Genomic DNA, 19,084 nt, shown 5'->3' on the forward strand with positions numbered 1-19,084 from the left:
AAATGTGACTAAAAAATCCCATGAGTATGAATAATTATGCTCATGGGATTATTGGCTATTAGTTACCTTGAATAATGGCTAATAAATCATCAGGTGTTTTAACCCGTTTGATTCTTTCAAGCGTATCTTCAGCAATCACAGCTCGGGTTAATTGACGTAATATATCTAAATGCTCATTTGCTTTAGCGGCAATTCCAATCACAACGTATGCAGTATTATTGTCCTCATCCCAATTGATACCTTGCGGAAAGTAGATAACTTTCAATCCTGTTTTTAGCACACTATCACGCTTTTCTGTTGTCCCATGAGGGATAGCAATACCATTTCCTAAAAAAGTTGAGATTTGTGAATCACGGTCAAGCATTGCTTGAGTATAATCTTGCGCCACGAATCCGGCTTGAATCATATTGTTAGACACCAATTCAATTGCTTGTTGTTTGCTGTATGCACCTTCAATAATGGCGATATCTTCGGGGGTTAATTTTAAATTACTCATATTTCCTTCCTTGTTTGAGTCGATATACCGATAAAATCAGCATATCGAATTGATTACCTAGCGAATTTATTCATTGCTCTTTCTTTTTTCATGAATACGTAATAAGCCTAATAAAATTGCGCCGACTAATGCACCAACAAAAATACAGCCTACCCATAATAGTGGTTTATTGACTAGTGGTAAGACTAAAAAACCTCCATGCGGAGCCGGCACTTGAATTTGACAGATAAAAGTTAATACCGATGCAATAGCTGAAGATAACATCATAATAGGGATAACTCGTAACGGGTCTTTAGCGGCAAATGGAATCGCACCTTCAGTAATGTGAGTCGATCCTAAAACGTAATTGACAATACCGGCTGCTCTTTCTTCTTCGTTAAAGGCTTTAGCACGAAATATTGTGGTTGAAAATGCAATAACAAATGGTGGTGCAATACAAGCAGCTGAAACGCCTGCCATAAAATAAAAATTACCTTCACCAAGTAACATTGTGCCTGTCACATAGGCCGCTTTATTTACTGGTCCACCAAAGTCGAATGAACACATCGCACCAATTACAACACCTAACAAAATAGGGTTCGCAGATTGTAATGATTCAAGGAAAGATTTCATGGCATTATTAATACTGGCAATCGGTTCACCGAGTAAAAACATACCGCTACCAATCACAAATACACCAATAAGTGGCATTATAAAAATAGATTTTAAGCCTTCAAATGAACGAGGTAGGCCATCTAATAATTTTTTGACAGCTAGCATTAAATAACCTGCTGCGAAGCCGGCAATAATTCCACCTAAGAATCCCGCTCCAGTGATATTGGCAATTAAACCACCAACAAAACCGGCAACCATTCCCGGTCTACCACTAATTGAATAAGCTAAGAAACCGGTAAAAATAGGCACCATAATACCAAATGCTTGCCCACCGATTTTCATTAGTAATGCGGCAAATTCATTATATTGTTCATTTTCTGGGTTAGCGGAATAAATACCCCATAAAAAAGATATTGCAATCAGCACACCACCTGCGACAACAAATGGCAACATGTTTGATACGCCACTCATTAAATGTTTATAAATCTGGCGACCAATAGACTCTTTTACTTCGCTTTGATTGGCAGAATTAGATTGTTTGATACTTGCTTTATCTGCATTACGTATTGATACATTGCCGGAGGAAATTTGTTCAATTAATGCTGCTGCTTTGTGAATGCCGTCTTTAACGGGTACTTCAATTACGGGTAATCCATTAAAACGATCCGCATTGACATCTTTATCTGCGGCAATAATAACACCAATTGCGTCGGCAATATCAGCATCGGTAATAAGATTATCGATACCGCCAGCACCGTTTGTTTCAACTTTAATCTCAACCCCGGCTTTTTGCGCCGCTGATTTGAGTGCTTCTTCTGCCATATAGGTATGTGCAATACCGGTAGGGCAACCTGTTACGGCTAATATTTTTTTCATCGTCATCTCCCTTACTTGATTTGGGTAACTTCCAATTTATCCATATAAGTACTGATTTTATCTAATAGGCCTAATCCGTCGGATTCAGCAACATTAGCACCTGTTGCAGAGGCCTTTTTCATTGCTGTGGCAATGTTGTTTTGATCTGGTAGCCATTCGCTTAGAAATGCCGCAAGTGATGAGTCGCCTGCGCAGGCCGAACTGACCAGCTTTATGGCTACAGAATTACAAAACCAAATGTGTTCTCCATTTGAAAAATAAAGTCCTTTGTCTCCCATAGTTAATAAGATATTTTGCGCACCTTTCGCGTGAACAGACTCTAATGCCGAAACAACTTGTTGTGTTGTTTTACATTCAAAACCAAATATATCTTTTAATTCATCATCATTAGGTTTGATTAGTAGCGGTTGATAGCTCAGCAAGTTACTGAGTATTGGATGGCTAATATCTAAAATGACCTGAATATTTTTGTTTTTGCATTTAGCTAAAATTGTTTGGTAGTACTCTGGTTCAACATTATTTGGCAAACTCCCGCTTATGACTAAATAACTACCTGCTGTTAATGATTCAATCAAGGCTAACATTTCAGCTTTTTTATCATCCGGAACAAAAGGTCCTTTACCCACTAATTTGTATTCATTTTGTCCGTCATTGATAAACACATTGATGCGAGTAATATCATCAATGAAACAAGGAATTGTTTGAATTTGCATTTTAGTTAGTTCATCAACAATGTATTTACCGGAAAATCCACCAAAGAAACCCAATGCGCAAGTTGGCTTGTTAAATTTATGTAATACAATTGAAACATTGACGGCTTTACCATTCGGACTGTATTGCGTGAGTGAAGTGCGGTTGACACAATTTGGATTGAGTCCGTCACAACGTATATTCATATCAATTGCAGTATTGAGGGTTAATGTGTAAATTAGCATATCGACCTCTATAATTTGCCAGCACATCCACAGGTAGTAATGATTTTTTTGACAATTTCTTTCATCGCCAGTTTTGCCGGTTTCATATAATGGCGTGGGTCGTTAGCATCGGGATTTTCAATGAGATAACTTTTTAACGCATCAGCAAAAGCAATTTTTAGTTCGGTGGCAACATTGACTTTACAAATCCCTCGCTTGATACATTCACGTACATCTTTATCCGGCACACCCGATGCACCATGTAAAACAAGAGGTATATCAACTATTGAACGAATTTCAGATAAACGATCAAAGTCAAGCTTAGGATCTGATTTATAAAGCCCATGTGCTGTACCGATTGCGATAGCTAAAGAGTCAATTCCTGTTTTCTCAATAAATTCAACTGCCTGTTGTGGATTGGTATATAATGCATCTTTTGCATCAACCACTAGATCATCTTCAATACCACCAAGGCGACCTAATTCGGCTTCAACGCTAACATCGTAACGATGAGCATATTCAACAACTTGTTTGACAATATTAATATTTTCTTCAAATGGGAAATGGGATCCATCTATCATAACTGAGCGAACACCAGCATCAATTTTGTTGATAATATCTTGGTAACTTTCATGGTGGTCTAAATGAAGGGCTAAAGGGACGTTATGTTTTTTGGAAAGTTCGTAGGCTATTGCGATGATATTTTCTGTCCCGGCATAGCTATAAGTTCCTGGTGTTCCCGCTAATATAACCGGCGATTGCAGTTCAGCGACTGTTTCGACCACAACTTGCATGGTTTCCAGATTGTGGATATTAAAAGCGGGGACTGCGTAGTTTTCCTTTTGGGCTTTTTTTAACATGTTATTGCTTGAAATAATAGACATTCGGCTACTCCTTAACTTTTTGTCAATACTATTTAAATTTTAATACACTCTTTCAAATCGAAAGTTATTTGGTCTAATTATTATTGCAAAATGAAGGTTATGCCAGCAGAATTAGAGTGATATAGATCACAAAATTGCACTTTTTATTGTTTAAAAAAAAAGATTGATTACAAAATATCGAAAAAAAATTTACTTTCCTTTAACAAAAGTCAGCGCTCAAATATTAATATAAAAATAATATAATTTAGTAATTAAAGGTCTAGATTGTTTGTTATTGACCGCATGTATGTTAAATTTATTCGTACTATTTACCAATTACATAGGAAGTGAGAATTGGCTAGAGCATCTTCTACTCTATTAAAACGTCGATTGGATATCGCAGAAATTGTTCGAAAACAAGGTGAAGTTAAAGTCGACGAATTATCAGATCAGCTTCAAGTTTCGAATGTTACTATTAGACAAGATCTTACATATTTAGAACAGCAAGGATATTTAAAGCGCTCTTTTGGTGGTGCTATCTATATTTCTCCTAGCAAAATAACTAATAACTCAACTCTCCTAACGTCAAATTACCCTTCAGGTATTGAAGGTGGTGATATTGATTTAGTTAAAACTTGTTTAAATTATATCAATGACGGCGATACTATTTTTTTAAGTCATGGCGATTTAATTCGCAAACTTATCCCTTTTTTACATAGCAAAAAATCACTAAGAATCATTATGAATGATATTAATAATGCGCAATTGGTGAAAGAGTTCTCAGATGCAGAAGTGATTTTAATTGGCGGTGTATTACATGATGATATTGTGATTAAAAGTTATAATCAATTAGCGATTATATGTGAGCAATATCCTATCACGCATTTTATTCTTGAGTTAGCGGCAATCAGTGTAAATAATCAATTAATTATTGAAAACATTGAACAAAAAGAAATTTATAAACGATTATTAAAACATGCTAATCATACAATTGGCATATTATCGCAAAGAGGTATTTCAGAAGATAATAATAGTATTGGAAAATTGAAACAAATGGATGTTGCAATCTTATCAAAACCAGCAGTGACAGAATATCATCAACAATTGTTAAAATCTAATTTTAAACAATATGCTATGAATAAATATTGCGTCAAGTATCATAATTTACCAGGAGCATAATATGAGTTTTAAAATTTGCACAATCGGAGAGCTACTTGTTGAATTTCTAGCTAAAAAACAACATCAGCGCTTTGATCAAACTGGTGAGTTTATTGGGCCTTTTCCAAGTGGAGCACCAGCAATTTTTGCCGATCAGGTGGCTAAATTAGGATTTCCTGTTGTATTTTTTAGTTGTGTCGGTAAGGACAGCTTTGGCCAGATGTGTATTAATCGGCTAAAAAAAGATGGTGTGAATATTGAAGGTATCACATCCCACAGCCGGGCTAATACTGGCAGCGCATTTGTAACTTATCAAGACTATAATGAGCGTGATTTCATATTCAATATACCTAATAGTGCTTGTGGCTTATTATCCTTTGATCATATCGATGAGGGTTTACTCAAAGATTGTAACCATTTACACGTTATGGGTTCATCGCTTTACTCTTTTCGAGCGATTGATGCAATGCGCAAGGCTCTCGATAGAATCAAAAGAAAAGGTGGGACGATCTCATTTGATCCTAATTTACGCAAAGAGATGTTTAACATTCAAGAAATGGAACAATCTTTCGATTACATTTTGGAATATACCGATATATTTTTGCCTAGTGAAAATGAAGTCAGCTATTTTACTCATAATAATGAAAGCGAAGAGCAGACGATGAGAGCTTTACTCGAACGTGGTGTTAAGCACATCGTTGTAAAAAGCGGCGCTAAGGGCGCAAATTACTATGGCTTAGATGAAAATAGTAATTTAAAAAAACTTCATGTTGATGGTTTTCCGATAGATTCAATTGATCCAACTGGGGCAGGAGACTGCTTTTGTGCGACATTTGTTAGTTTGATGTTGGCAGGATTTTCGGTTGAAATGGCTTTACAATATGCTAATGCAAGTGGCGCTTTAGCGGTATCGAAAAAAGGACCAATGGAAGGCACTACAACATTGTTAGAGATCGAAGCATTCTTATCTAAATATCAAACCTGCTAAAATAGTTGTTTTCCTTATTTAAAAATTTTAGCGAAAAAAAATCCCAATAACAGAGTTATTGGGAAAACATAAGGAATAGGAAAACAATGAATTTATGCATTGTCGGATACTATTATGCACCCTTTTCCTCTAAAAGTATGTAAAGAGATACATATGATTGATTAAAAAGTAAGCGATTATTATGTAAAATTATAGTAAAGATTGGTTTTTGGCTTAATTAAAAAAACTTTTCAAGTGAATTTATAAAAAAAGCTCTAATAGCGAATTAAGAAATAACTTCCCATGATCGGTAATTTGCCAATGCTGGTTATCTTCAATAATATAATTTTTATCAATAGCTTGCGTTATTTGTTGATCTATAGTCTGTAAAGGTAAAAAAGTTCGTTGTTCAAATTCATGTTTCGGGGTCGGTTCAAATAGCCTGAAGCGATTCATAAAAAACTCAAATGGTAAATCGGCTTGTTCAACGGTATTAAGCTTATCTAAATAACGACCTTCAAGATAGCCTTTAGGGTGTTTGGTCTTCACTGTTCGAATTATTTTACCGTCAGATTGCGTTATTTTTCCATGAGCACCACATCCAATACCTATATAGTCACCAAATCGCCAATAATTAAGATTATGCTGACATTGATAATTCGTTTTTGCATAAGCAGATGTTTCGTATTGTTGGTAACCATTTTCCGTTAAAAGTTGATGACCTGCTTGATAGATCGCCCAAAGCATATCATCATCAGGTAAAACCGGAGGTTTAGATCCAAACAGTGTATTAGGTTCAATCGTTAACTGGTACCAAGACAAATGCGGTGGGGCAATATCAATTGCCTGTTTTAAATCATATAAAGCATCATCTAATGTTTGATTTGGTAAACCATGCATTAAATCTAAATTGAAGCTGCGTAAATTTAAATTGTGTGCTAGTTTCCCGGCATCAATGGCTTCTTGTTGATTATGGATACGTCCTAACTTTAACAATTTATCTGCTTGAAAACTTTGTACACCAATTGAGATACGATTTATCCCCGCTTGTTGATATCCATTAAATCGCTCAACATCAACCGAATTCGGGTTTGCTTCTATAGTGATTTCGGCATCACTATCTATAGGAATAACTTTATTTATGTTCGTTAATAATTTATCGATCAGTTCGGCAGAAAAGAGGCTTGGTGTACCGCCACCAATAAAAATAGAATGAATAGATCGATTCTGACAAAGTGATACATCCTGTTTTAAATCGTTAATTAAATGATCAATGTAATTTTCATAGTCTGGGGTAGCTTTCAATGTATGAGAATTGAAATCACAATAAGGACATTTTTGTACACACCATGGCATATGTATATACAAACTTAAAGGGATTTTATACTCAAACATATACCTTTCCTGAAATCTTTTGACATGTTATTCAAATAGCCGCCTATATTACTCTAATTTACTAAAAAAAGCTGTTTTACATTTATTCCGTCTTTATAATGTGCCTAAAAAGCGTAAAATCAATGCCAGTTTTTAAATTTATTTTTTCAAGTTAACTTGCATAGTTAGCCAAAAAAGTTAGTAAAAATTATTCAGGAGTAGGTATGAGTATTATTAAGCAAATTTTAGAGAGTCATTCAGCAGAAAAATCATTAAGTCCGTCGGTTAATCAAATCACATTTGGTGAACTACCGGTATTAGTTATTACTCACAAAACTTGTCGTGCGGCTGTTGCCTTACAAGGCGCACATCTATTATTTTGGCAACCTTCAACCCAATCTTCCCCGGTTATCTGGTTGAGCCAAAAAACACATTTTAAAAAGCAAAAAGCTATCCGAGGCGGTGTGCCGATTTGTTGGCCTTGGTTTGGTCAACTAGGTGATCCTGCTCATGGTTTTGCTCGAATAGTTGATTGGCAACTTGACTCGTGTCATGAGGATGATAATGGTGTTGATTTAGTGTTATCGCTAACTAACAATCAGCAAACCGAACCATTTTTTACTCAACCTTTCCATGTTTGGCTAAATATTCATGTCGGACACACTTGTCATGTAACACTAAGTTGTCAAGGTGATTTTGATGCAACAAGCGCATTACATACCTATTTTGGTATTAATAATATTCATGATGTTGTGGTTAAAGGTTTAGGTGAAAACTATCAAGAACGTTTATCGGTTGAAAATAAACCAACAACGGCGGGTCAGTTAACTTTCAATCAAGAAGTTGATCGTATTTATACTCACCCTAGTGACAAAATAACTATTGCGGATGGTAAAAGAACCATTGAATTGACCAATATAGGAGCCAGTGATGTGGTGACATGGAATCCATGGATCGATAAAGCCAAAGCTATGGCTGATTTTGCTGATGAAGAGTATCAATCAATGGTTTGTGTTGAAACCAGTTGTATCAACAAACCGTTAAAATTATCGCCAAACGCTAAAACAGCCTATGGCTTTAAGATTGAATTGATTTAACTGTTTTACCATTGCTTTTTAACGCAATCAAAGGTTAGCTTTATCTTGTTATGAGCTGATTATTTGATTGCGTTTATCAACATAACACTTTATAATCGCTAGCGCTTTTAAAGCACCAAATTGATAGCCAACTACTGGGTCGCCTGTAATTGGTTTTTTTATTTAAAATTATTAAGAGAATCAAACATGTTTAAATTTAAAGCAGAAGTAAGAAAAGAGCATGGTAAGGGTGCGAGCCGCCGCCTGCGTCACGCTGGTCAATTTCCAGCCATTGTTTATGGTGGAACTGAGCCTGCGATTTCTGTTGTGTTAGATCACAACCAAATTTTCAATATGCAAGAAAAACCAGAATTCTATTCTGAAGTACTTACTATTGAAGTTGACGGTAAAGAAATCAAAGTTAAAGTACAAGCAGTTCAACGCCACGCATTTAAACCAAAATTAGTTCATATGGACTTTGTGCGCGTTTAATCAACCGTTTGTTGGAATTTATCCAATATAGCTTCAAGTAAAGGTCACCTAAATGGTGACCTTTTGTTTTAGTGTAAAATAGGGCAAATACCTATTATTATGATTTATACTATTAACAGGGTGTATACTGGTAACAAAAAATAATAGAATAAGTCAATCAATACCATTTTTAGGAGAACACCATGTCTGATATCCCAGCCTGCGATTTAGTTATTTTCGGTGCAAAAGGGGATTTGACGAGGCGTAAACTTTTACCGTCTCTATACCAATTAGAAAAATGTGGAAAACTGCCAAAGCAGACCAAAATTTTAGGCGTAGGGCGAGCTGAGTGGGATCAAGCTGCTTACACTGAAGTAGCAAAAGATGCATTAACGACATTTATGTCAGAACCATTAGATGAAACAGTTTGGCGTCGTTTTAGTCAACGACTCAATTTTCATAAATTAGATGTAAATGACACCTCAGGTTTTCAAGCATTAAAAACTAAACTGGATCAGAATCATCCGGCTATCTTCTATTTTGCTATGCATCCAAATGCATTTGGCACCATTTGTCATGGTTTGGCTGAAGCTGGGTTAAATCAATCTAAAAATCGCATAGTAATGGAAAAACCATTAGGGTTTGATTTACAATCTTCTCGTGAGATTAATGATTCTGTGGCCAAATTTTTCAGCGAATCACAAGTTTATCGTATTGACCATTATCTGGGTAAAGAGTCGGTTTTAAATTTACTCGCATTGCGTTTTGCTAACCCGATTTTTGCCTCTTTTTGGGATCGTAACTCAATTGATCATGTAGAAATAACCGTTGCTGAGCAAGTTGGTATTGAAGGTCGTTGGGGATATTTCGATAAAGCTGGTCAAATGCGGGATATGGTGCAAAATCATTTATTACAAATTTTAACTATGATTGCTATGTCGCCACCAGCTAATCTTGCCGATGATAGTTTACGCAATGAAAAAATAGCGGTATTAAATGCATTAAGGCCGATCAATAAAAGCAATCTTCATGAAAAAGTTGTACGTGGGCAATATACCGCAGGCTTTGTAAATGGTATTAATGTTCCGGGCTATTTAGAAGAAGACGGAGCAAATAAAGAAAGCCATACTGAAACATTTGTTGCTATTCGTGTTGATATTGATAATTGGCGTTGGGCTGGTGTACCATTCTATTTGCGAACCGGAAAACGATTGCCAAGCAAATGCTCAGAAGTTGTCGTTTACTTTAAGCCATTACCACTTAACTTATTTAGTGAATCTTATTCTAAGCTTCCACAAAATAAATTAACGATTCGGTTGCAACCGGATGAAGGCATGGATATTGAAATTTTAAATAAAGTGCCTGGTTTAGATAGTACTCATAATCTTCAAACAACTAAACTCGATTTAAGTTTTAGTGAGACTTTCCACCAACCTAGTGCGGATGCTTACGAGCGTTTATTACTGGAAGTAATGCGAGGGCGACAAGCTCTATTTGTACATCGTGATGAAGTAGAAGCTGCATGGAAATGGGTTGACTCAATCATTAAGGCGTGGAATGCTGATAACGAATCACCTAAAACCTATCAGGCTGGCACATGGGGCCCTGTTGCTTCAGTTGCTTTGGTTACTAAAGATGGTTATTCATGGCATGAATTTGAATAAAGGAACATAACTATGTTTACATTAAATAAATATGATAATAGCCAATTACTTAATAAAGACCTTATTTCACATATTGTCAATGCGTTAAAACAAGCGATTGCTGAAAAGGGGCATGCTTCTCTAGCTGTTTCTGGCGGAAAAACACCTATTCCTTTATTTACTATGCTCAGTGAGCAAGATTTAGAATGGAATCGTATTTTTATTACTTTGGTGGATGATAGATGGGTAGATGATACTGATGATGCCAGTAATGAAAAATTAGTGATGACTTATCTGTTGCAAAATAAAGCAAAGCTGGCTAATTTTGTCGGCTTAAAAAACAGTTGCGATAACCCATTTGATGGTGCTCAATTGACTGAAAAAGAGTTAACTAAAGTGCCAATGCCTTTAGATGTAGTCATTCTAGGTATGGGAGAAGACGGGCATACGGCATCACTATTCCCTGGAGCGGCTAACTTAATGGCTGGATTGGATATGAACTCTGGTCGAAAAGTTATTGGCATGACTCCATTAACTGCACCTCTTGATCGCATTACCTTAACTTTACCAACAATTTTAGATAGTAAAAATATCTATTTACATTTAGTTGGTGAAAGTAAATTAGATGTACTTGAACGGGCAGAAAAAGGTGATGATATTGATGAGATGCCGATACGTGCAGTGATAAAACAAAATATAGTCAATGTTATTGGATTTTGGGCTGCTTCATAAATTAGTCAGATTAGCCGACAAAAGTCGGCTAACTAAATTAAATCCTCCTATCTCGATTGAACATTAAATCTAATCCAACTCTTTCTTATTAAGAAAATGTGATTTTTTATCTTGAATAAAATAGCCATTCGATATTTAGTAATATTTTGATTTTAAATAATTAATTTCTAATTCAAGTTTGAATTTTATTAAATAAACATCAATCATGATCTTTATAAATAAAACGTCTGAAATTAATTGATTAAATACCTATTATTTTTGTTACTTTTGTGGTAAAAAGTGGGGTTAAGTGGTAAAAATATAAAAAATATTTAACTGTTTGATTTTAAATCATTTTAAAAATAATAAAATTAATAACAAATGGTGCTTTCATGTTTAGTGGTGCAATTTCGGTCAATTTAGATAGCAAAGGGCGAATGGCTATTCCCACTCGTTATCGTGAATTTTTGTCCGAAGGTATGGTATGTACCATTGGCTTATACCACCCATGTTTAACACTTTACTCACTTTCAGAATGGCAACAAATAGAGAAACAATTATCAACTTTATCCTCTGTTGTTGAAGCTGAACGGCGAATTAAAAGGTTATTACTCGGTTATGCAACAGAGTGCCCAATGGACAGTGCCGGAAGAATATTGTTGCCACCAACTCTACGCACCTATGCAAAATTAGAAAAACATACAATGTTTGTTGGCCAATCTAACAAATTTGAAATTTGGGATGAAGCGATTTGGTATCAACAAATTAGTGATGATATCGCTGCGATATCAGCAGATGTTGAAAACTTATCCGATAATTTAAAAAATTTAACAATTTAAAAGAGTAAAAGCGTGATGAATTATCAACATACAACGGTACTATTAAATGAAGCTGTTTCTGCATTAAATATCAAAGAAAATGGTATTTATGTTGATGGTACTTTCGGTCGTGGTGGGCATTCTCGTCTTATACTCGAAAAACTAGGTAAAAACGGAAAACTTATTGCGATAGATCGTGATGAGCGAGCACAGCAAGAGGCTGAAAAAATAGATGATCCCCGATTTCATTTTATTCGAGGTGAGTTTTCAAATATTTATCAATATCTCGATGATTTAGGATTAATCGGTAAAATAGACGGATTTTTGCTCGATCTTGGTGTCTCATCTCCACAATTAGATGATCCTCAAAGAGGGTTTTCATTTATGCGAGATGGTCCACTTGATATGCGTATGAATAATCATAAAGGCTTAACTGCTAGCGAATGGTTATTAAGAAGTGATGAAGATGATATTGCATGGGTATTGAAAACATTTGGCGAAGAAAAATTTGCCAAGCGTATTGCCCGAGCAATTGTGGAACAAAACAAAGTTACACCAATAACGCGCACATTAGAGTTAGCTAATTTAATTGAGAAAGCAACACCCAAAAAAGATAAGCACAAACACCCTGCTACACGTAGTTTTCAAGCTATTCGTATTTACATTAATAGTGAATTGGAAGAAGTTGAACAAGCATTAGATAGTAGCTTGTCCGTACTTGCCGATAAGGGAAGATTAGCCATAATTAGTTTTCACTCTTTAGAAGATAGAATTGTTAAACAATTTATGAATAAACAGAGTAAAGGGCCAGATATTCCTGCGGGATTACCATTAACTCAACAGCAGATAAAACAATATGGTACTGCTAAGTTAGCTTCACTAGGCAAAATTAAGCCAACTACTGTTGAAATTGATAATAATCCACGTTCACGTAGTGCAATATTGAGGGTAGCTGAAAGAAAACATGAACAGTAATCAAAATAATAGTCATTATGTAGACAACACAAAAAGACCAATTCAAAGTTTATTTGGTTTGATTGTAGGTGATCTTTTTGGTCACCAAAAATTGTCTCTATTATTGCTTATTTTTGTTGTTCTTTCTGCTGGTGCGGTTTTAATCACAACGCAACAAGTGCGTAAACAATTATTTGAAAGAGAGCAGCTTTTATTAGAACAGGATGTGCTAGAAAGCGAGTGGCGAAATTTAGTTATTGAAGAAAATGTTCTTGCAGATCCAAAACGAGTTGAAGATAAAGCGAAAAATCAATTAGGGATGTCTTATGTGACACCTCAAAATGAAACCGTTATTGTGATAAAGAGTAAATGATGAAATCTGTCACTAAACATAAAAAAGATAAGAACTCAGTAAGGACAAATAAACCGAATAAACTAAACAGTAAAAAACAGTTTTTTACACCTAATCGCTTTTATATAGTTTACGGTTTTATCATAGTTGCCATTATTAGCTTGATTGTTCGAATGGCAATTTTACAGATTATTGAGCCGGAGAGGTTAATTTCAGAAGGCAACAAACGTTCAATCCGTCATCAGGAAATGGACGCACCAAGGGCAATGATTACCGATCGTAATGGTCGAGCACTTGCTGTTAGTGTGCCTATGTATGATGTTTGGGCAGATCCAAAAATTGTTGTACAAAAAGGTGGTGTAAAAGCTGATGATATAAGGTGGCAAGGTTTAGCAAAAACATTAAATATACCTATGTCGACGCTTGAAGAGAAATTAAGCAATCCCTCTATGCGTTTTGTTTATTTGTCTAAGCAAATAACACCGACAATATCGGATTACTTAAAAAAGTTGAAATTACCGGGAATTTCGTTTGCTAAAACATCAAAACGTTATTACCCCGCAGCGCAAAATATTGCTCAGTTAATTGGACTAACCGATATTGATCAAAATGGCACTGAAAAAGGTTCAGAAGGAATCGAAAAAAGCTTTAATAAGTGGTTAACTGGTGAGTCAGGACAACGTGTAGTTAGACGTGACCGACTGGGTCGTGTTATTGAAGAACTACAACGAACAGAAAGTGAAGTAGCTTCTGATTTAACATTAAGTATTGATGAACGATTGCAATCTTTAGTTTATAGCGAGCTTAGCCAAGCAGTTGAATTTAATAAAGCAGATAGTGGAACTGCGGTACTAGTTGATGTGCATACGGGTGAAATATTAGCTATGGCCACAAGCCCGTCTTATAACCCAAATAACCGATCATCAATTGATTATAGCTTACTGAGAAATCGTGCCGTAACAGACGCTTTTGAGCCAGGGTCAACAGTTAAACCTCTTGTTGTTATGGCAGCTTTAGAGAAAAAAATTGCAGATTTAAATACTGTCATTGATACCAGACCTTTTTTAGTTAATCGATATGAAATTAAAGATGTGTCATATCAGAAATCACTTAATCTAGCAGGTATTTTAGAAAAATCGAGTAACGTTGGCGTAAGTAAGTTGGCTTTAAAAATGCAGTCCGGTGACTTAGTCGAATTTTATAGTCGCTTTGGGTTAGGACAACCTACCGAGTTAGGCTTGGGCGGCGAAGTGAGTGGATCAATTGCAGCCGATAGAACGCGTAAATGGGCGGATATTGAACGTGCGACTTTTGCTTTCGGCTATGGATTAAGTGTAACTCCAGTGCAACTAGCCAGAGCTTATGCAACTATTGGCAGTTATGGTATTTATCGACCGGTTTCTATTTTAAAAGTAACGCAATCTGTTGAAGGCGAACGAGTGGTTTCTGAAAAAATTGCTAAAACGGTTGTTCAATTAATGGAAGCCGTAGCTGTAACTGGTGGCGGAACTAAAGCATCAGTGCCCGGCTACAGCGTTGGTGTAAAAACCGGTACAGCGAAAAAATTGTCGGGTGGCAGGTATGTTAATCAATATTTAGCTTATACAGCAGGTATTGCACCTGCTTCAGCACCAAAATACTCTTTGGTGGTAGTGATCGATAACCCAAAAGCCGGACAGTATTATGGCGGCTCAGTTTCCGCTCCAGTATTTAGTCGTATTATGGGCGGCGTACTGAGAACAATGAATGTAAAACCCGATCGCCAAGTCGATGGGCAAATGATTATATATTAATAGGTGGTAGTGATGGCTATAAACACTTTTAAAAATTTACTTAAATTATTGGGTGTAAATCAGAAAATCAAGGTCAATGATTTTCCACTCAATAATTTGAAAATAGATAGTCGCAATGTAAATAAAGATGATGTGTTTATTGCTATTAAAGGTTTCACCGTTGATGGTCGGGATTTTATACCGCAAGCTATTTCAGCCGGAGCAGTAGTTGTTTTAACTGAAACAAATAGAAAGTTGAATGATTTAAAAATCAGTTATATTAAACAAGACAACAAGCCAGTGGTTCCGCAAATTAGTGTTTATCGTCTTGCTCAAAAAGTTTCAACTATTGCTAATGATTATTATCACTCACCATCAAATCACTTATCATTGATTGGCGTGACCGGAACAAATGGCAAAACAACTATCACGCAGTTGATTGCTCAATGTACAGCATTATTAAATGAAAAAGTTGCAATTATGGGCACGATAGGTAATGGTATTTACGATAAACTTGAACCTTCCACTAACACAACTTTATCTGCTGTTGATATTCAATCTTTATTAGCTGATTTTGTAAAAAAAGATGTTACAGTCGCTACCATGGAAATATCTTCCCATGGCTTATCCATGAATAGAGTAAAAGGGTTACACTTTAGTGCGACTGTGTTTAGTAATTTAAGCCGTGATCATCTTGATTATCATAAAACGATGAATAAATACGCTAAGGCGAAATGGTCATTATTCAGTCCGGATGAGAAAGAAAGGCAAGTTATAAGTTCAGGAAAACCGATCATCAATTATGATGATCCGTATGGTAAACGCTGGATTGAAAAACTGTCACAGGTTACCGCTGTATCATGTCAACCTAAGTCATTACGACGATTAAAGGCACTTAATATGGAGTATGTTGGTGTGTCAATGATTGAATATCATGATAAGGGTGCCAAGATTCATATGGAATCGAGTTGGGGCAATGCAGTTATCAATAGTCGATTGTTAGGTGAATTTAATGTATCAAACTTATTATTAGCTGTCGCCACACTTTTAACGCTTAATTACCCATTTTATGCAGTTGTTAATATGGCTTCTTTTCTTAAACCTATCTGTGGGCGAATGGAAGTTATTCATGTTAACAATAGTCCAACAGTGATTGTTGATTACGCCCATACGCCTGATGCACTACAAAAAGCATTGCAAGCCAGCCGTATTCATTGCAAAGGAAATTTATGGGTGATTTTCGGTTGTGGTGGTGACAGAGATACTGGCAAAAGACCGCTGATGGCTCAAGTGGCTGAACAGTTTGCCGATAAGATTGTGCTTACTAATGATAATCCACGCACAGAAGATGAAATGAAAATTATCCACGATATTGAACAAGGTTTTCAAGCTGTTAAAAAAGATGTTCAAGTGATTACTGATAGAGTTCAAGCGATTAAACAAACATTGGCACAAGCGGATGTAAATGATGTGATATTAATTTCCGGTAAAGGACATGAAGATTATCAAATTATTGGTAAAACAAAACACCACTTTTCGGATCAACAAACAGTCAAACAGCTTTTAGGAGTAGAGAATCAAGTATGATTCCTTTAAATATTGGGCAGATTATAACAGTCGTTAATGGCGAAAGTTATGCTATAGAAGATCAAAGCGTTGCTATTGATAGTATATGCACTGATTCGAGAAAGATTGTTGCTAAATCATTATTTATTGCGTTAGTCGGTGAAAATTTTGATGGACATTTATTTGCCGAGCAAGCGATAAAAGCGGGGGCAATAGCTGTTGTTGTCAATCATAAAATTGACAGTAATATTCCTCAAATCGTTGTAAAAGATACCCATTGGGCACTTGGCGCTATTGCTACTTATATTCGTCAACAATGCTCAGCTAAAATTGTTGCATTGACAGGATCATCCGGTAAAACTTCGGTTAAAGAGATGACTGCTGCTATTTTACAGTGTTGCGGACCGACCCTTTATACACAAGGCAACTTTAATAATGATATAGGTGTTCCTTTAACACTATTTCGTTTAACTAAACAAGATCAGTATGCCGTAATTGAATTAGGGGCAAATCATATTGGTGAGATTGCTTATACCACCAAGCTAGTTAAACCTCAAACAGCATTAATTAATAATATTGCTGAAGCACATATTGAAGGTTTTGGTTCTCTTGCTGGTGTGGCAAGTGCTAAAGGTGAGATTTTTTTAGGGCTACCAGAAAATGGCATAGCCATTATCAATTTAGATAGTTGCAGTGATAAATGGTTTGATCAGTTAAAAGATAAAACAGTATGGACTTTTTCATTAAATAATTCAGCAGCAAATTTTTATGCTAGCAATATTCAATTTGGTGAAAAGAGTCTGTTTACCTTACATACGCCTCATGGTGAATGTGAAATTGTTTTACCTTTAGTTGGTAAACATAACATATCCAATGCTATTGCTGCTTCGGCTTTAGCGATTTCTGTCGGGGCGAGCTTTGATCAAATTAAGCAAGGTTTACAAACATTGCAACCTGTTAAAGGGCGGTTATACCCAATAAGATTAAAACAAAATCAACTAATTTGGGATGACTCTTATAATGCCAATGTCGGCTCGATGTCAGCAGCCATTGATGTTTTATCTACTCAACCAGGATTTAAAGTGTTAGTAGTTGGTGATATGGCTGAGCTTGGCAATGATGCAGCTAAATATCATCAACAAATTGGTGAATTGGCACAACGTCAAAAAATTGATTGTGTTGTGAGTGTCGGGCAGTTAAGTCAATATATTAGTGATTACAGTGGTGTTGGTCACCATTTTACCCACAAACAAGATGCTGTGAAATATCTGTTAACACTGTTACATCAACATTTCACTTTAACTATGTTAGTTAAAGGTTCTCGTAGTGCCAAAATGGAAGATGTGATAGAACAAATTAAAAATGAACAATAAAATATAAGTCAGGATTAAAACTATGTTGGTTTGGATTTCAGAATATTTAATTAAATATTTTTCCTTTTTTAATGTGCTCTCTTATCTAACTGTTAGAGCAATATTAGGGTTATTAACCTCATTAACCATTTCATTAATCTTTGGGCAAAAAGTTATTGATTGGTTGCAAAAATTACAAATCGGTCAAGTCATTCGTCATGACGGGCCTGAATCTCATTTAAGTAAAAAAGGCACACCAACCATGGGTGGAACGCTTATTTTAGCGTCAATTACATTATCCGTTTTTTTATGGGCAGATCTTCGTAATCCTTATGTTTGGGTAACGCTATTTGTTTTAATCGGTTATGGAATTATTGGATTTGCTGATGATTACTTAAAAGTGATTCGTAAAAATACTGACGGCTTGATTGCTCGTTGGAAATATTTTTGGCAATCGCTAATTGCATTAATTGTTGCTTTTGGACTTTATGCTTATGGTAAAGATACTTCAGTGACAGTACTGGTTGTGCCATTTTTTAAAGATGTGATGCCACAGTTAGGATTATGGTACATCTTAGTAGCTTACGTGGTAATAGTTGGGGCTGGCAATGCTGTTAATTTAACTGACGGACTCGATGGGCTAGCCATTATGCCAACAGTTTTTGTTGCAGCCGGTTTTGCTTTGGTTTCATGGGCGACGGGTAATGTCAATTTTGCAGCCTATTTACATATACCTTATATCAAATTTAGTGGCGAATTAATGATTGTTTGTACAGCTATTATTGGTGCTGGATTAGGTTTTTTATGGTTTAACACTTACCCTGCAATGGTTTTCATGGGTGATGTTGGTTCATTAGCATTAGGTGGTGTGTTTGGTATTATTGCGGTTTTACTGCGTCAAGAATTTTTATTATTCATCATGGGTGGCATTTTTGTGATTGAAACCGTATCGGTGATTTTGCAAGTTGGTTCGTTTAAATTACGTGGTAAACGAATATTTAGAATGGCGCCTATTCATCATCATTATGAATTAAAAGGCTGGCCGGAGCCTCGAGTTATTGTCCGTTTCTGGATTATTTCGTTAATGCTGGTACTAATTGGTTTATTAACCTTAAAACTACGTTAGT

At 35.7% G+C, this 19,084-nt stretch carries 18 protein-coding genes; 13 read left to right on the forward strand and 5 right to left on the reverse strand.

Translation table 11 applies throughout. The features are described from left to right. Positions 1-58: 58 nt before the first annotated feature. The 4 genes from J3U74_RS00670 to J3U74_RS00685 all read right to left on the reverse strand — a co-directional run bounded on the left by J3U74_RS00670 (position 59) and on the right by J3U74_RS00685 (position 3,764). Positions 59-496, reverse strand: coding sequence for a PTS sugar transporter subunit IIA (locus J3U74_RS00670; RefSeq protein ID WP_267329926.1), 438 nt, complete (start codon positions 494-496; stop codon positions 59-61). 66 nt (positions 497-562) lie between these two features. Continuing rightward, positions 563-1,966 carry a PTS fructose transporter subunit IIC gene (locus J3U74_RS00675; RefSeq protein WP_220218032.1) on the reverse strand — a complete coding sequence of 468 codons (1,404 nt, stop codon included), beginning with the start codon at positions 1,964-1,966 and terminating at the stop codon, positions 563-565. Between the two features lie 11 nt (positions 1,967-1,977). Next, positions 1,978-2,901, reverse strand: coding sequence for a 1-phosphofructokinase family hexose kinase (locus J3U74_RS00680; RefSeq protein WP_220218031.1), 924 nt, complete (start codon positions 2,899-2,901; stop codon positions 1,978-1,980). Positions 2,902-2,909: 8 nt separating this feature from the next. Beyond that, entirely contained in the window at positions 2,910-3,764 is an 855-nt protein-coding gene (locus J3U74_RS00685) for a tagatose bisphosphate family class II aldolase (protein WP_220218030.1), read from the reverse strand. 333 nt (positions 3,765-4,097) lie between these two features. Here J3U74_RS00685 and J3U74_RS00690 point away from each other — a divergent pair, with 333 nt between their 5' ends. Then, entirely contained in the window at positions 4,098-4,922 is an 825-nt protein-coding gene (locus J3U74_RS00690) for a DeoR/GlpR family DNA-binding transcription regulator (RefSeq protein ID WP_267329927.1), read from the forward strand. A 1-nt stretch (position 4,923) separates the two neighbouring features. Continuing rightward, positions 4,924-5,889 (forward strand): sugar kinase, encoded by a 966-nt coding sequence (locus tag J3U74_RS00695; RefSeq protein ID WP_220218028.1) that lies wholly within the window; start codon positions 4,924-4,926, stop codon positions 5,887-5,889. Between the two features lie 240 nt (positions 5,890-6,129). Here the strand turns inward: J3U74_RS00695 and hemW are convergent, their stop codons facing one another. Further along, complete coding sequence (gene hemW, locus J3U74_RS00700) at positions 6,130-7,263, reverse strand: radical SAM family heme chaperone HemW (RefSeq protein WP_267329928.1); 1,134 nt, start codon at positions 7,261-7,263, stop codon at positions 6,130-6,132. 203 nt (positions 7,264-7,466) lie between these two features. Between hemW and J3U74_RS00705 the strand changes: the two genes are divergently transcribed. The 11 genes from J3U74_RS00705 to mraY all read left to right on the forward strand — a co-directional run bounded on the left by J3U74_RS00705 (position 7,467) and on the right by mraY (position 19,083). Then, on the forward strand, positions 7,467-8,339 hold the full coding sequence (locus tag J3U74_RS00705) for a D-hexose-6-phosphate mutarotase (RefSeq protein WP_267329929.1): 873 nt from the start codon (positions 7,467-7,469) through the stop codon (positions 8,337-8,339). A gap of 186 nt (positions 8,340-8,525) precedes the next feature. Continuing rightward, a complete protein-coding gene (gene rplY / locus J3U74_RS00710; protein WP_220218025.1) occupies positions 8,526-8,810 on the forward strand; it encodes a 50S ribosomal protein L25 in 285 nt (94 codons plus the stop codon). A gap of 182 nt (positions 8,811-8,992) precedes the next feature. Next, the gene (zwf, locus tag J3U74_RS00715; RefSeq protein ID WP_220218024.1) at positions 8,993-10,453 is read left to right on the forward strand and encodes a glucose-6-phosphate dehydrogenase; all 1,461 of its coding nucleotides are present in this window, start codon (positions 8,993-8,995) and stop codon (positions 10,451-10,453) included. Positions 10,454-10,465: 12 nt separating this feature from the next. Next, entirely contained in the window at positions 10,466-11,164 is a 699-nt protein-coding gene (gene pgl, locus J3U74_RS00720; protein ID WP_220218023.1) for a 6-phosphogluconolactonase, read from the forward strand. A gap of 371 nt (positions 11,165-11,535) precedes the next feature. After that, on the forward strand, positions 11,536-11,982 hold the full coding sequence (gene mraZ, locus J3U74_RS00725) for a division/cell wall cluster transcriptional repressor MraZ (protein ID WP_220218022.1): 447 nt from the start codon (positions 11,536-11,538) through the stop codon (positions 11,980-11,982). A 15-nt stretch (positions 11,983-11,997) separates the two neighbouring features. After that, a complete protein-coding gene (gene rsmH / locus J3U74_RS00730; RefSeq protein ID WP_267329930.1) occupies positions 11,998-12,936 on the forward strand; it encodes a 16S rRNA (cytosine(1402)-N(4))-methyltransferase RsmH in 939 nt (312 codons plus the stop codon). After that, positions 12,926-13,288, forward strand: coding sequence for a cell division protein FtsL (gene ftsL, locus J3U74_RS00735; protein ID WP_220218021.1), 363 nt, complete (start codon positions 12,926-12,928; stop codon positions 13,286-13,288). Before rsmH ends, ftsL begins: the two co-directional genes overlap by 11 nt. Next, positions 13,288-15,060 (forward strand): peptidoglycan glycosyltransferase FtsI, encoded by a 1,773-nt coding sequence (gene ftsI, locus J3U74_RS00740; RefSeq protein WP_267329931.1) that lies wholly within the window; start codon positions 13,288-13,290, stop codon positions 15,058-15,060. Before ftsL ends, ftsI begins: the two co-directional genes overlap by 1 nt. Positions 15,061-15,072: 12 nt before the next feature. Continuing rightward, positions 15,073-16,626 carry a UDP-N-acetylmuramoyl-L-alanyl-D-glutamate--2,6-diaminopimelate ligase gene (gene murE, locus J3U74_RS00745; protein WP_220218019.1) on the forward strand — a complete coding sequence of 518 codons (1,554 nt, stop codon included), beginning with the start codon at positions 15,073-15,075 and terminating at the stop codon, positions 16,624-16,626. Then, entirely contained in the window at positions 16,623-17,978 is a 1,356-nt protein-coding gene (murF, locus tag J3U74_RS00750) for a UDP-N-acetylmuramoyl-tripeptide--D-alanyl-D-alanine ligase (protein ID WP_267329932.1), read from the forward strand. The genes murE and murF overlap by 4 nt, the downstream gene beginning before the upstream one ends. Positions 17,979-18,000: 22 nt before the next feature. Further along, positions 18,001-19,083 carry a phospho-N-acetylmuramoyl-pentapeptide-transferase gene (gene mraY / locus J3U74_RS00755; RefSeq protein ID WP_267329933.1) on the forward strand — a complete coding sequence of 361 codons (1,083 nt, stop codon included), beginning with the start codon at positions 18,001-18,003 and terminating at the stop codon, positions 19,081-19,083. Position 19,084: the final 1 nt, after the last annotated feature.

Origin of the sequence: Gilliamella sp. B3892 (genome assembly GCF_026536305.1) — a bacterium.
Taxonomy (GTDB): domain Bacteria; phylum Pseudomonadota; class Gammaproteobacteria; order Enterobacterales; family Orbaceae; genus Gilliamella.

Excerpts from the sequence above, each read along its gene's own strand:
- zwf (WP_220218024.1), top strand. The coding sequence starts at position 8,993 with ATGTCTGATATCCCAGCCTGCGATTTAGTTATTTTCGGTGCAAAAGGG.
- J3U74_RS00685 (WP_220218030.1), bottom strand. The coding sequence starts at position 3,764 with ATGTCTATTATTTCAAGCAATAACATGTTAAAAAAAGCCCAAAAGGAA.
- ftsI (WP_267329931.1), top strand. The coding sequence starts at position 13,288 with ATGAAATCTGTCACTAAACATAAAAAAGATAAGAACTCAGTAAGGACA.
- murF (WP_267329932.1), top strand. The coding sequence starts at position 16,623 with ATGATTCCTTTAAATATTGGGCAGATTATAACAGTCGTTAATGGCGAA.
- J3U74_RS00705 (WP_267329929.1), top strand. The coding sequence starts at position 7,467 with ATGAGTATTATTAAGCAAATTTTAGAGAGTCATTCAGCAGAAAAATCA.
- J3U74_RS00680 (WP_220218031.1), bottom strand. The coding sequence starts at position 2,901 with ATGCTAATTTACACATTAACCCTCAATACTGCAATTGATATGAATATA.
- J3U74_RS00675 (WP_220218032.1), bottom strand. The coding sequence starts at position 1,966 with ATGAAAAAAATATTAGCCGTAACAGGTTGCCCTACCGGTATTGCACAT.
- mraY (WP_267329933.1), top strand. The coding sequence starts at position 18,001 with ATGTTGGTTTGGATTTCAGAATATTTAATTAAATATTTTTCCTTTTTT.
- J3U74_RS00695 (WP_220218028.1), top strand. The coding sequence starts at position 4,924 with ATGAGTTTTAAAATTTGCACAATCGGAGAGCTACTTGTTGAATTTCTA.
- J3U74_RS00670 (WP_267329926.1), bottom strand. The coding sequence starts at position 496 with ATGAGTAATTTAAAATTAACCCCCGAAGATATCGCCATTATTGAAGGT.
- pgl (WP_220218023.1), top strand. The coding sequence starts at position 10,466 with ATGTTTACATTAAATAAATATGATAATAGCCAATTACTTAATAAAGAC.
- hemW (WP_267329928.1), bottom strand. The coding sequence starts at position 7,263 with ATGTTTGAGTATAAAATCCCTTTAAGTTTGTATATACATATGCCATGG.
- rplY (WP_220218025.1), top strand. The coding sequence starts at position 8,526 with ATGTTTAAATTTAAAGCAGAAGTAAGAAAAGAGCATGGTAAGGGTGCG.
- mraZ (WP_220218022.1), top strand. The coding sequence starts at position 11,536 with ATGTTTAGTGGTGCAATTTCGGTCAATTTAGATAGCAAAGGGCGAATG.
- murE (WP_220218019.1), top strand. The coding sequence starts at position 15,073 with ATGGCTATAAACACTTTTAAAAATTTACTTAAATTATTGGGTGTAAAT.
- rsmH (WP_267329930.1), top strand. The coding sequence starts at position 11,998 with ATGAATTATCAACATACAACGGTACTATTAAATGAAGCTGTTTCTGCA.
- ftsL (WP_220218021.1), top strand. The coding sequence starts at position 12,926 with ATGAACAGTAATCAAAATAATAGTCATTATGTAGACAACACAAAAAGA.